Source organism: Ruegeria sp. AA3 (assembly GCF_056542905.1).
This window is the reverse complement of sequence record NZ_JBQGAQ010000012.1, coordinates 34,001-47,561: the sequence shown is the minus strand read 5'-3', so window position 1 is coordinate 47,561 and position 13,561 is coordinate 34,001. Positions and strand designations below refer to the sequence as shown.

12 protein-coding genes are annotated in these 13,561 nt (G+C 60.0%); all 12 read left to right on the top strand.

What is annotated here, in order from left to right; translation table 11 throughout:
- The first annotated feature begins 12 nt into the window (after positions 1-12).
- The 12 genes from thiC (at position 13) to ACR0JR_RS17945 (ending at position 13,527) form a co-directional block, all read left to right on the top strand.
- On the top strand, positions 13-1,812 hold the full coding sequence (thiC, locus tag ACR0JR_RS18000; protein ID WP_480457274.1) for a phosphomethylpyrimidine synthase ThiC: 1,800 nt from the start codon (positions 13-15) through the stop codon (positions 1,810-1,812).
- Positions 1,809-2,777, top strand: coding sequence for an FAD-dependent oxidoreductase (locus tag ACR0JR_RS17995; RefSeq protein ID WP_480457273.1), 969 nt, complete (start codon positions 1,809-1,811; stop codon positions 2,775-2,777). Before thiC ends, ACR0JR_RS17995 begins: the two co-directional genes overlap by 4 nt.
- A complete protein-coding gene (thiS, locus tag ACR0JR_RS17990) occupies positions 2,746-2,943 on the top strand; it encodes a sulfur carrier protein ThiS (protein WP_170542936.1) in 198 nt (65 codons plus the stop codon). The genes ACR0JR_RS17995 and thiS overlap by 32 nt, the downstream gene beginning before the upstream one ends.
- A 1-nt stretch (position 2,944) precedes the next feature.
- Entirely contained in the window at positions 2,945-3,712 is a 768-nt protein-coding gene (locus ACR0JR_RS17985; protein ID WP_480457272.1) for a thiazole synthase, read from the top strand.
- The gene (locus tag ACR0JR_RS17980; protein WP_480457271.1) at positions 3,712-4,305 is read left to right on the top strand and encodes a thiamine phosphate synthase; all 594 of its coding nucleotides are present in this window, start codon (positions 3,712-3,714) and stop codon (positions 4,303-4,305) included. The genes ACR0JR_RS17985 and ACR0JR_RS17980 overlap by 1 nt, the downstream gene beginning before the upstream one ends.
- A complete protein-coding gene (locus tag ACR0JR_RS17975) occupies positions 4,302-5,267 on the top strand; it encodes a ThiF family adenylyltransferase (RefSeq protein ID WP_170542930.1) in 966 nt (321 codons plus the stop codon). The genes ACR0JR_RS17980 and ACR0JR_RS17975 overlap by 4 nt, the downstream gene beginning before the upstream one ends.
- Positions 5,264-5,995, top strand: a complete 732-nt coding sequence (gene thiD, locus ACR0JR_RS17970) for a bifunctional hydroxymethylpyrimidine kinase/phosphomethylpyrimidine kinase (protein ID WP_480457270.1) — start codon at positions 5,264-5,266, stop codon at positions 5,993-5,995. Before ACR0JR_RS17975 ends, thiD begins: the two co-directional genes overlap by 4 nt.
- A gap of 229 nt (positions 5,996-6,224) precedes the next feature.
- Complete coding sequence (locus ACR0JR_RS17965) at positions 6,225-7,040, top strand: ABC transporter substrate-binding protein (RefSeq protein WP_480457269.1); 816 nt, start codon at positions 6,225-6,227, stop codon at positions 7,038-7,040.
- Between the two features lies 1 nt (position 7,041).
- Positions 7,042-7,875 carry an amino acid ABC transporter permease gene (locus ACR0JR_RS17960; protein ID WP_319546411.1) on the top strand — a complete coding sequence of 278 codons (834 nt, stop codon included), beginning with the start codon at positions 7,042-7,044 and terminating at the stop codon, positions 7,873-7,875.
- Positions 7,875-8,606: an amino acid ABC transporter ATP-binding protein gene (locus tag ACR0JR_RS17955; RefSeq protein ID WP_010437537.1), complete on the top strand. Its 732-nt coding sequence runs from the start codon at positions 7,875-7,877 to the stop codon at positions 8,604-8,606. The genes ACR0JR_RS17960 and ACR0JR_RS17955 overlap by 1 nt, the downstream gene beginning before the upstream one ends.
- 101 nt (positions 8,607-8,707) lie before the next feature.
- Positions 8,708-10,183, top strand: a complete 1,476-nt coding sequence (locus tag ACR0JR_RS17950; RefSeq protein ID WP_480457268.1) for a Y-family DNA polymerase — start codon at positions 8,708-8,710, stop codon at positions 10,181-10,183.
- Complete coding sequence (locus ACR0JR_RS17945; protein WP_480457267.1) at positions 10,180-13,527, top strand: error-prone DNA polymerase; 3,348 nt, start codon at positions 10,180-10,182, stop codon at positions 13,525-13,527. Before ACR0JR_RS17950 ends, ACR0JR_RS17945 begins: the two co-directional genes overlap by 4 nt.
- Positions 13,528-13,561: the final 34 nt, after the last annotated feature.

Sequence of the window (13,561 nt, the reverse complement as noted above, 5' to 3'; positions counted from 1 at the left end):
AGGAGCGCCAAAGTGAACCTACCAAACCCAAAAATTACCACCGATGAAATGCCCGCATCGCGCAAAATCTACGTCGCTGGCGAGTTGCATTCAGACATCCGCGTACCGATGCGCGAAATTTCGACTCATCCGACAGCCGGTGAAGCTCCGCTGCCTATCTATGACAGTTCAGGCCCTTACACCGATCCGAGAGTGATGACGGACATTAGGCAGGGTCTGGCACCAGTGCGCGCCGAATGGATCAAGGCGCGCGGTGATGTCGAAAAATATGAAGGGCGCGAGATCACTGATGCAGATAACGGCTTTGTTCACAAGGACAAGCTGACACCCGAATTTCCAGTCAAGACACGACCGCTGCGTGGTAAGGATGGGTTGGCTCCGACTCAATTGGCCTATGCACGGGCCGGGATCGTCACCCCAGAAATGGAGTTTGCGGCGATCCGCGAAAACCAGCTGCGCGAAACGTCACCTTGCCATCGGGACGGGAACGACTTTGGGGCCAATATCCCCGACTATGTGACGCCTGAATTTGTCCGCTCTGAAATTGCCGCAGGGCGTGCGATCATCCCGGCCAATATCAACCACCCAGAAACCGAACCGATGATCATCGGTCGAAACTTTTTGGTAAAGGTGAATGCCAATATGGGAACGTCCGCCGTGACCTCCAGCATGGAGGAAGAGGTCGACAAGATGGTCTGGGCCATCCGCTGGGGTGCCGATACGATTATGGATCTCTCAACCGGGCGCAACATCCATAACACCCGCGAATGGATCATTCGCAATTCCCCAGTGCCTATCGGGACTGTCCCGATGTATCAGGCGCTGGAAAAGGTGAACGGTATTGCCGAGGATCTGACCTGGGAAGTCTTTCGCGATACTCTGATCGAGCAGGCCGAACAGGGCGTGGACTATTTCACCATCCACGCGGGTGTACGCCTGCATATGGTCCCCATGACGGTCAACCGTGTGACTGGCATTGTCTCGCGCGGCGGCTCGATCATGGCCAAGTGGTGCCTGCATCACCACAAGGAGTCGTTTCTTTATGAACACTTCGAAGAGATTTGCGACATCTGCCGTCAGTATGATGTTGCCTTCAGCTTGGGTGACGGGTTGCGCCCTGGCTCGATCGCCGACGCCAATGATGAGGCGCAATTTGCTGAGCTAGAGACCTTGGGTGAGCTGACGAAAATCGCCTGGGCCAAAGACTGCCAGGTGATGATCGAAGGGCCGGGCCATGTGGCCATGCACAAGATCAAGGAGAACATGGATAAGCAGTTGGAATGCTGCCACGAAGCGCCTTTCTATACGCTTGGGCCGCTTACCACCGATATCGCGCCGGGTTATGATCACATCACGAGCGGTATTGGCGCTGCGATGATCGGTTGGTTCGGTTGCGCCATGCTATGCTACGTCACGCCCAAAGAGCATCTGGGCCTACCAGACCGCGATGATGTCAAAACTGGAGTGATCACATACAAAATCGCCGCGCATGCTGCCGATCTGGCCAAAGGGCTGCCTGGCGCACAGCGACGCGATGATGCGCTAAGCCGGGCGCGGTTCGAATTCCGCTGGGAGGACCAGTTCAACCTGTCGCTTGATCCTGACACTGCACGCGATTTTCATGACCAGACCTTGCCCAAACAGGCCTATAAAGTAGCGCATTTCTGCTCCATGTGCGGGCCTAAGTTCTGCTCGATGCGGATTTCCCATGACATCCGTGCCGAAGCGCAGAAAGAGGGGATGGAGGCCATGGCTGCAAAATACCGCGAGGGGGGCGATCTTTATATGCCCGTCGAGGAACCGAGCGAATGATTACCATCGCGGGGGCCGGTCTCGCCGGCCTCACCTCAGCCTTGGAGCTTGCACGGGCGGGGGTCCGGGTACGCGTGTACGAAGCCCGCACCGAGATCGGAGATGGGAGCGTTTCTCGGTTCGCAGGTGGCATGTTGGCTCCGTGGTGCGAACGTGAAAATGCCGAGGAAGAAGTAATCACTCTTGGTGCGAGGGCGGCTGATTGGTGGGCGGACATCACACCCGTCACCCGTCTTGGTACGTTGGTAGTCGCCCCGGCCCGCGACAGGGCAGAGTTGACGCGCTTTGCCCGGCGCACCTTCGGGTATCGTGAGATGGACGTCGCTGACATCAGCGCCTTGGAACCGTCTTTAGCAGGCCGGTTTTCGCACGGGTTGTTTTATAAAACCGAGGCCCACCTGGATCCGCGACGCGCCCTGCGGGATCTGGCCGAGGCAGCGCAGGCTCTGGGTGTTGAGATCCTTCTTGGAACCAAAGCACCGGGTCATGTCGATCTCGATTGCACAGGTATTCAAGCCGCTCTGTCCGATCTGCGCCCTGTGCGCGGTGAGATGGCGATACTGCATTGCCCGGGGGTCACGATCAGCCGAACCATCCGCCTATTGCATCCGCGCATTCCGCTCTACCTCGTCCCGCGTAGAGACAACCACTTTATGATCGGCGGCACAATGATCGAAAGCTCGTCCGAGCGTCCGGTAACCCTGCGTTCGCTTTCCGAACTACTTACTGCGGCCTTTGCCATCCACCCTGGTTTCGCCGAAGCCAGCGTCACAGAAACCGGTAGCGGGTTACGCCCGGCCTTTCCCGACAACCTTCCTCGCCTTGTTCAGTGTGGCGACACTCTGCATCTGAACGGTCTTTATCGTCACGGCTTCCTTCTGGCCCCGGCAATGGCGGCCAGGGTGGTCCAACATCTCATTCCGGAGACGAAACATGCACATCACAGTGAATGCCAAAACGCATGAAGTATCTGCCGAAACGCTGGACGCGGCGCTCGTCGAGCTTGGCTTTATCAGTCCCGCCATCGCAACGGCGCTAAATGGCCAGTTTGTACCGGCGTCTGCGCGCAGCGTAACCGTGTTGAACATAGGTGACCGGCTGGAAGTTCTGGCCCCGATGCAAGGAGGCTGACATGAGAATCTACGATGTCGATATTTCAGTGCCTATGTTTCTAGGCACAGCGCAATACCCGTCACCCGCGATTCTGCACCAAGCGATCCGCGCCAGCGGTTGCGAGGTGGTCACTGTCAGCCTGCGTCGCGAAACAGCGGATGGGACAGGTGCAGGGTTCTGGGACATGCTACGCGCAACGGGTGCCCACATCCTGCCCAACACTGCCGGGTGCCATTCGGTGCAAGAGGCTGTGACCACCGCACAAATGGCTCGTGAACTTTTTGCAACCGATTGGATCAAGCTGGAGGTGATTGGCCACGCGGATAATCTTCAGCCGGATGTCTTCGCCTTGGTCGAAGCCGCACGTATTCTGACGACCGATGGTTTCAAAGTTTTCCCGTACATGACGGATGACCTGATTGTGGGTGAGAAGCTGCTGGAAGCGGGATGCGAAGTCCTAATGCCTTGGGGAGCGCCCATCGGTTCAGGCCAAGGGTTGCGCACGCCTGATGCTTTGCGGACGATGCGTGCGCATTTTCCGGATGTTCCTCTGATCGTCGATGCCGGAATCGGACGGCCCTCTGATGCGGTACAGGCCATGGAACTGGGTATGGATGCGATCCTGCTCAATACCGCGGTGGCCAAGGCGGGCGATCCCGTCGGCATGGCACGAGCCATGGCCCTGGCGGTCGAGGCCGGGCGTGCGGGTTTTACCTCTGATCCAATTGATCGGAGAGATGTGGCGGTGCCTTCCACTCCCGTACTCGGCCTCGCGGAGTTGATGTGATGGAACGGTTCTATCTGATCACGGGCCATGTGGGGCGGTTGGAACTGTTGGTGCCTCAGGGCGTGAAGCTTGTGCAATTGCGCATCAAGAATATGCCAGAGCCCGAAGTTCGTCGTCAGATCGCCCGAGCCCGCGACATCTGTGCCGTCCATCAAGCCCAACTTGTGGTGAATGACTACTGGCAGGTGGCCTTGGATCTCAATTGTAACTTTGTCCACCTAGGGCAGGAGGATATGGACACTGCCGATTTTGCAGCCCTTCGTCGTGCGGGCGTGCGTATTGGACTCTCCACTCATGACGAAGCCGAACTTGACCGTGCCTTATCCTCCGATCCTGCGTATGTGGCGCTTGGCCCGGTCTATTCGACACTACTGAAAAAAATGAAATGGGAGCCGCAGGGATTGGACCGTGTGACCCGATGGAAAACAAGGGCTGGAACCGTCCCGTTAGTCGCAATTGGTGGGTTGACCCCAGAGCGTGCGTCCGGTGTTTTTGCCGCCGGTGCGGATAGTGCCGCGGTGGTGACAGACATTCAACAGGCCGCCGACCCCGAAGCCCGCACGCGCGAATGGTTGCGGGTGTGCAGCACATGAGCAGGTATGCCCGCCAGATGCAGTTGCCCGAAATCGGCGAGGCCGGTCAGTCCAGATTGGGCAAAGCCCATGTCGCGGTCGTCGGGGCTGGCGGGTTAGGCTGCCCTGTCCTGCAATACTTAGTCGGTGCAGGAATTGAGAAGATTTCGATATTTGACCCGGATGAGGTCGAGGAAAGCAACCTGCACCGCCAACCTCTTTATGGCATGCCGGATATCGGCAAGCCTAAAGCACTTGCCGCACGCGATGCTCTGCGCGCGCTCAATCCACAGGTGGAAGTTTCAGCAAATGTAGAGTCGATCGGCCCAACTAGAGCACCAGAGATCGCAGCCAAGGCGGATCTCGTGATCGACGCGGCGGACAGTTTCGCGGCCTCATATATCTTGTCAGATGCCTGTCTGGCTGAAGATACGCCGCTCGTCTCAGCAAGCGTTCTGGGGCAAACCGGATATGTCGGCGGGTTTTGCGGGGGCGCACCGTCTCTACGTGCCGTGTTCCCTGAATTGCCCGCAACCGGAGCGACCTGCGCAACTGCAGGTGTGCTGGGGCCCGTGGTAGGCGTCATCGGCGCATTGCAGGCACAGATCGCGATCAAAGTCCTTTTGGGTGCACAGCCAGCATTAGGGCAGATGATAACAGCAGATCTTTCTGGAATGCATTTTGGTGGGTTCAGCTTTCTGGGTAACCCAGAACCTGAAACTGCAATCCCTTTCATCGCAGAACCGATGTTGCAATGTTCTGACCTGATCATTGAACTGAGGAGCCATCACGAAGCACCTAAGAAAATCCGCCCAGAAGCTGAGCGCATTTCCGAAGCCGAGTTGCGCAATCAGTTTCCGTTTTCAAGGCAAAGGGTAGTCTTGTGCTGCCAAAGCGGATTGCGAGCTTGGCGGGCGGCAAAAGGCTTGCAGGCGCAGGGTGAAACCAACCTCGCTTTGTTGGCTGCGAGGGCAAGTAAATGAAGCCGATCATGATAATCGGCGGAACCGACAGTAGCGGGGGCGCAGGCCTGATCCGAGATGCCTGGGTGGCCCAAAAACTTGGATGTCAGGTCCTTCCCATTGTCACGGCGGTGACCGCTCAATCAGATGATATGGTGTTCAATACCCAGCTCATATCGACGGAAATGATCGCCAGCCAGATCAAAGCCGCATTGGCCACAACCGCTCCTGCCGCCATCAAGATCGGCATGCTTGGTAATGAAGAAATTGCTAATGCGGTTGGCAACGCCATCCATAGGCAATCGTGCCCCATTGTCCTGGACCCGGTGCTAAAAGCCAGCTCGGGACGTCAACTCATGTCAGGGCAGTTTCCCAGAACGTTGCTGTCGCAGGCTCAGCTTGTCACCCCGAACCTACTCGAAGCGGCAGCGCTCTCAGGATATCCCGTGGCGGAGAGCGTCGACCAGATCGCGGCACAGGCAGATTGGCTTTTGTCCGATGGAGCACAGGCCGTGTTGATCAAGGGAGGCCATGCATCGGGTGAGACCTCCGTCGATCATCTGTACACACTTGCAGAGCAGAATATCCTGACGGCACCGAGGCTCGAAGTAGCAACGATGCGCGGCACAGGCTGCGCGATGGCCACGGCGATCGCCTGCGGCCTGATCCAGGGGAACGATCTTCTATTAGCATGCAAGAGGGCAAAATCATTCGTCCATAACTACCTCCGCGAGGCAATCAACATCTGATATCGTCGATACCGGTTTCACCAAAACGGACATTCGGCCTCGACACTGCACCAGTCACTTTGGAGCTCATTCCCAAATTTTGTTGCTGCTGTGTAGGCGGGCTTTCGATCATCTGAAATAAGATAGAAATCGAATCTAGTCGAAGCCCAATAGCTACGCATCTGCTGGACAGGCCCGACCGGCAGAACTACCGTAGCGGCAAAATGATCCAACAGGAGGATTCACTCGGATGTCCAAGACACTCACGATCGCGGCAAGTTCGGTTCTGTTTCTCTCGACGGCAGCATATGCGCAGGACCAATGCGCCGCTGGCAAGACACTGACAGACGGCAAATTCACCATCGCAACAGGCAACCCTGCCTATTACCCTTGGGTACTTGATGACACGCCCGAAAGTGGCGAGGGGTTCGAGGCAGCCGTTGCTTATGCCGTGGCTGAAGAAATGGGGTTCGCAGCTGATGATGTCGTTTGGGTCCGCTCGTCCTTCGACGAGGCGATCCAGCCTGGCGCCAAGGAATTCGACGTCAACATGCAGCAATATTCGATCACGCCCGAACGGGATCAGGTGGTTGATTTCTCTGCCCCTTACTACACCGCCCCGATGGCGGTTCTGGTCAGCCCCAATTCAACCGAAACTGCCCCAACGCTCGAAGCGTTGAAAGGCCTGCAATGGGGGGCCGTCGGCTCGACCACAGCGGTTCCAAAACTGGCCAGCATCATCCAACCCGACAGCGATCCGCTGCTTTATGGCGACAATGCGGATGTCAACGCCGCCATGTCGGCCAACCAAATCGATGCGGCCCTGTTCGACCTGCCCACCGCCCTGTTCCTCAGCGCGGTTATGATCGAAGGCTCGAAAGTCATCGGTCAGTTCCCGGCGGATGAAAATGACAATCCCGATCATTTCGGCATGCTGATGGAAGAAGGCAACCCGCTAAAAGCCTGCGTGGACGAGGCGCTGGCAGCACTCGCAGCAAACGGCAAATTGGCCGAGATCGAAGCCGTATGGCTGCAGGACACCACCGGTGTCCCTCTGATCAAGTAACATGGCAGATCACAAGGCGGCGGGGATGACCCGCCGCGAACGGTACGAGGCGCACCAACGGCGCAGGTCGTTGGGGATCGCCACGATAAGTACGGTCACAGTTGTGGCCGCGATTTACTTTCTGGTGCCGTTGGCGCCGGGCTGGTCGAAGGTTCAGCAGAGCTTTTTCAACGGCGAGACATTGGTCAAAACCTTCCCGAAACTGCTTGAGGCGTTTCGGATCAACGTGATGATCTTTTTGTGGTCCGCACCGGCCATCGCGGTGCTTGGGCTGCTGATCGCATTGGCGCGGGATGCCAAATCCCCCGCCCTGTTTCCTCTGCGCATCTTTGGCGCGGCGTTCACCGACATTTTCCGCGGCGTGCCAGTGATCCTGACGGTCTATCTGATCGGCTTCGGCATTCCGGGGCTGGGCCTACCCCGCCCGTGGAATTCGCCTTACATCTGGGGCTCACTGGCGTTGATCCTGACCTATTCGGCCTATGTGGCCGAGATTTTCCGTTCTGGCATCGATAGTGTCCACCACAGCCAGCGCGCCGCCGCTCTGTCGCTTGGTCTTTCAGAGCGGCAGGTGATGCGTGACGTGGTGTTGCCGCAGGCCATCCGCAATGTGGTGCCGTCGCAGATGAACATGCTGATCGCGCTGCAAAAGGACGTCTCGCTGCTCAGCTTCATCGGTCCAGTTGAAATCTTCCGTCAGGCGGGGGTATTCAAATCGCTTCTCGCGAATTTCACCCCTTATGTGGGCGCTGCGATCATCTTCCTGATCGTCACCATCCCCGCCACCCGCTACGCCGATCACCTGATGGCCCGCCAAATGCGAGAGAGGCGCTGATGCCCAAACTGGAACTTCAGGGCGTGGTGAAACGCTTTGGCGACCGCACGGTCTGTGACGGGATTAATCTCACCGTTGATGAGGGCCAAATGGTTTGCTTGATCGGCGCATCCGGGTCGGGCAAGTCGACTCTGCTGCGTTGTATCAACCTGCTGGAACCCATCGAAGACGGCGCGATCTTTCTGGATGGCGAGGATATCTCGATCCCCGGTCTGAACCCGCAATCGGTGCGCGCCCGGATCGGGATCGTGTTCCAAAGCTTCAACTTGTTTCCGCATATGACCGCGCTGGAAAATGTCATGCTCGCCCCCCGCCGGGTGCGTGGACTGACCCGCGCCGAATTGCAGCCCGAGGTCGAGGCGCTGTTCGCCCGGTTCGGGTTGGCCGACCGGATGCACAACTATCCTGACCAATTGTCGGGCGGTCAGCAGCAGCGCGTCGCCATCGTGCGCGCCTTGGCCATGCAGCCTGAGGTCATGCTGTTTGATGAAATCACCTCAGCCCTCGATCCCCAACTGGTGGGCGAGGTGCTGGATGTTCTGCTGATGCTGAAGAAACAGGGCATGACGATGGTTATGGCCACGCATGAAATGGGCTTTGCCCGCGAGGCCGCTGACAAGATCTGTTTCCTCGACAGCGGACGGATCATTGAAGAAGGCCCGCCCGAAGCGGTGTTCGACCACCCCTCGCACCAGACCACGCAGGCCTTTCTGGCACGGGCGTTGAAGTAAGCGCCCGGGCTCTGAATCCCTGACGATCTGGCCCTCAAGGACTCGACTCTTTGAGGGTCAAGAACATATAAGAACAAATGTAGAACATTTGGGGGTTTTATATGTTCGGCGGGACGCAGCGCCGCATCGTTTCACTCTGGTTTCCCCGGCTGGCAAGTGACCGGGCTTTGCGGCTGCGCCCGGTGGATGGGCCGTTTGTTCTGACGCTGAAACAGAATAATGCAAACCGAGTGTATTGCCTGAATTCTCAGGCCCAGCGGCAGGGCCTGCACAGCGGCATGCCCTATTCCGATGCCCGCGCCTTTTGCCCCGATCTGCAAAGTCACCCCGCCGACCCGCAAGGGGATCAGCGGTTTCTGCACGCTCTACGCCGCTGGGCCACGCGCTATTGCCCCTGGGTCGGGCTCGAGGGTGAGGATGGGTTGGTTCTGGACATCACAGGATCGGCTCATCTTGCGGGCGGGGAAGAGATGATGCTGACCGATATGCGCAGGCGTCTGGCCCGGGCCGGGCTGGCGGTTCAGATCGGTCTGGCCCCAACACGCGGCGCGGCCTGGGCCCTGGCGCATTACGGCGAAGGGGTCGCGACCCAGGATACGCTGAAAGCGATCCGCACCTTGCCGGTGGCAGCGCTGCGGCTGGATGAGGATACCTCGGTCGCGCTGCAACGGCTGGGACTGCGCCGGATTGGCGAGCTGGCGCAAACCCCGCGCGCGCCATTGACGCGCCGGTTTGGCCCCGAGGTGCTGATGCGTCTGGATCAGGCACTGGGGGACCAACCCGAACAGATCACACCGCTGGCCAATCCGCCCCATTACGGCGTGCGCATGACTCTGCCCGAGCCCATTGGGCTGCTGTCCGACATGATGGCCGGGGCGGAACGGCTGCTGGAACGGCTCTGCGACAAGCTGAAAGCGCAGGAAATGGGCGCGCGCAAGCTGTGCATGATCTTGCGCCGGGTGGATCAGGACCACCAGCAGGTCGAGCTGCGCCTGGCTCGCCCTCTGCGTGACCCGTACCGCATCCTGCCCCTGTTCGAACGCGGGCTGGCCGAGGTGGATGCAGGCTTTGGCGTCGATCAGCTGCGGCTCGAGGCCACGCTGGTGGAACCCCTGCCCGTGCGCCAGATCAGCCGCGCCGCAAGCCGGGACAAAGATCAGTTGGACGACCTGATCACCCGCATCGGCACCCGCATCGGGTTGGAGCAGGTCCACCGCCTGCTGCCCGCGCAAAGCCACATCCCCGAACGCAGCTTCATCATCTCGCCCGCCGCCTATTCCGACCCCGCAGGCGGTTGGTGCGCCCTGCGCCCCCGCCCCCTGCACCTGTTTCCGCCGGAACCCATCGCTGGATCGGGCCCGCACCCGCCACGCCGCTTTCGCTGGCGACGCATGTCGCTGACCACAGGCCGCTCAACCGGCCCCGAACGCATCTGCCCCGAATGGTGGCTGGAAGATGAGAACTGGCGCACGGGCCTGCGCGATTACTGGCAGGTTGAAACCCGGCAGGGACGACGGTTGTGGCTGTATTACACGCCGCAAAATCCGGGCTGGTTCGTGCATGGGGAATTCGCATGAGCAAACCGAACCCGCCCAGCTCACACGCGCAGGAACCCGGCTATGCCGAGCTGGGCGTGACCACCAATTTCACCTTCCTGACCGGAGCCTCACACCCAGAAGAGCTGGTGACCCGCGCGGCAGAGCTGGGCCTGAAGGCCATCGCGATCACCGACCGGAACTCTCTGGCCGGGGTGGTCCGGGGCTGGAGCGCGTTGAAAGAGCTGCGGCGCGAGGCGGAAGGCGCGGTTCAAATCCGCTCGCAACACCGGCTTGATTCCTCGTCCCGGCAAGAGGTCGGGCATGTGCAGCCGATCAACAAACCGGACGTACCCGCCCTGCCCAAGCTGATCGTCGGCTGCCGTCTGGTTCTGCGCGACAGCGCGGTGCACTGGCTGGCCCTGCCCCGCGATCGCGCCGCCTATCAGCGGCTGACCCGGCTGCTGACGCTGGGCAAGCGACGGGCCGAGAAAGGCGACTGTCATCTGGATATGCGGGATATGCTGGCGGCCTGTCAGGGGATGATCCTGATCGCGCTGCCTCAGGCAGGGTTGAAACAGGCCATCCCCGATATTCAGACCGTCCGGCGACAATTCCCCAATTCGGTCTTTCTGGGGGCCGTGCCCCGTTATGACGGCAGTGATCGGGCCTATCTGGCGGCCTGTGCGCAGGCAGCTCTGCGAGCCTCGGCCCCGATGGTGGCGGTGGGCGATGTGCTGATGCACCGTGGCAACCGTCGCCAATTGGCCGATGTGCTGACCTGTATGCGCGAGCACATCACGATTGACCAGATCGGCACCCGCGCCCTGCCCAATGCCGAACGGCGGCTGAAAGGCTATGCGGATATGGCCCGGCTGTTTCAGGATCACCCCGGCGCGCTGCGCCGCACGCTGGAAATCGCCGACCGCTGCAGCTTTGACCTGAGCGAGCTGTCTTACGAATACCCAGACGAGATCGCCAGTTCTGAGACCCCGCTGGCGCGGCTGGAACGTCTGGCGCGCGAGGGGTTGAAACGGCGCTATCCCGATGGCCCGACCGAGAAGGCCATCAGTCTGATGAAAAAGGAACTGGCCCTGGTCGCCGATCTGGATTTCCCGGCCTATTTCCTGACCGTGCATGACATTGTGCAATTCGCCCGCTCGCAGGGCATTCTGTGCCAGGGGCGTGGATCAGCCGCCAATTCGATCCTGTGTTATCTGCTGGGCATCACCGATGTCAGCCCCGACATGATCGCCATGGTGTTCGAGCGTTTTGTCTCGAAATACCGGGGCGAGCCGCCGGATATCGACGTGGATTTCGAACACGAGCGGCGCGAAGAGGTAATCCAGTGGATTTACGAGAAATATGGCCGCCACCGCGCGGGCCTCTGTGCCACGGTCATCCATTTCCGATCCCGCGCGGCAATCCGCGAGGTGGGCAAGGTGATGGGCCTGTCTCAGGACGTCACCGCAGGCCTGTCCGGCCAGATCTGGGGGATGAGCAATGGCGGCGTTGATGCCGAGAGGCTGCAGGAACTGGGCCTCGACCTCAAGGACCGACGCCTGATGCAGACGGTTCGCCTGATTGGCGAGATCATCGGCTTTCCGCGCCACCTGTCGCAACATGTGGGCGGGTTCGTCATCACCAAAGGGCGGCTGGATGAGCTCTGCCCGATCGAAAACGCCGCGATGGAAGACCGCACCGTGATCGAGTGGGACAAGGACGACATCGATGCGCTTGGCATTCTGAAGGTGGATATATTGGGGCTGGGGATGCTCAGTTGCATCCGCAAGGCGTTTGACCTGATGCAACAGCACAACAGCGAACCCCTCAGCATCGCCACCGTCCCGCAAGAGGACACGGCGACCTATGACATGCTGTGTGCCGCTGATGCGGTGGGCGTATTTCAGGTCGAAAGCCGGGCGCAGATGAATTTCCTGCCCCGGATGCGACCGCGTGAATTCTACGATCTGGTGATCGAGGTTGCCATCGTCCGCCCCGGCCCCATTCAGGGCGATATGGTGCAACCCTATATCCGGCGACGCAACGGGCTGGAAAAATCCGAACCCTTCGGCCCTGCCTTGGAAGAGGTGACGCGGCGCACGCTGGGCGTGCCGCTGTTTCAGGAACAGGCCCTGCAAATCGCCGTGGTTGGTGCAGGGTTTTCGGCGGAAGAGGCGGATCACCTGCGCCGCTCGCTGGCCTCGTTCCGGCGCATGGGGACGATTGGCACATATCGTGACAAGTTCATCGCGGGGATGCTGAACAACGGCTATACGCCCGAGGTCGCCGACCGCTGCTTTGGCCAGATCGAAGGGTTTGCCGATTACGGCTTTCCCGAAAGCCATGCCGCAGCTTTTGCCATGCTGGCCTATGTCTCGGCCTGGATGAAATGCCACCACCCGGCAATCTTTGCTTGCGCGCTGCTGAATTCGCAGCCCATGGGGTTTTACGCGCCTGCCCAAATCGTGCGCGACGCGCGCGAGCATGGGGTCGAGATTCGTCCGGTCTGCGTCAATGCCTCGACCTGGGATAACCTGCTGGAACGCCGCGCCGACGGGGCGCTGGCCCTGCGGCTGGGTTTTCGCCAGATCAAAGGGTTCAAGCAGGAGGATGCGGATTGGATCGTGGCTGCGCGCGGCAATGGGTATCCGGACCCCGAAACGCTGTGGCTGCGGGCCGGATTGCGCCCGGATGTGCTGACCCGTCTGGCCGAGGCGGATGCGTTTTCCGGCATGGACCTGACCCGGCGCGACGCCCTGTGGCATGTCAAAGCCATCCGCAGCCGGACCGCCCTGCCGCTGTTCAATGACCCCATCGATGGCGAGAGCATCAATGAGCCGCAGGTCAACCTGCCGGTGATGCATCTGGGCGAGGAAGTGGTCGAAGATTACGTCTCGACCCGCCTGACCCTGCGCTCGCACCCGATGGAGCTGTTGCGCCCGTCCATCCCCGGCCTTGTGCCCCATGCCACGCTGCAGGACATCCCGCTGGGCCGCTACAGCGTGTGCGGGCTGGTGATCACACGCCAACGGCCGGGAACCGCCTCGGGCGTGATCTTTCTGACGCTTGAGGATGAAACCGGCGTCAGCAATGTGGTTGTCTGGCCCAAGGTCTATGAACGGTTTCGCCGCATCGTGATGGGAGGGCGCCTGTTGCAGGTCCGCGGGTATCTGCAGCGCGAGGGGATCGTCGTGCATCTGATCGCGCAAGAGATCACCGATATGTCGCACAAACTGTCCGAGCTTGGGCATCCTCTAGACGAAGCCATCGGCATCACCCAACCGCAAGCTGATGACACCCCGCGCCCCCGGCAGAACGGCCCAAGCGCCCGCCATCCGCGTGAACAGGCCAAACGGCTGTTTCCAAGCCGGGATTTTCACTAGAACCCGCACCGCCATAAGGCCAGTTTCAAAGAAA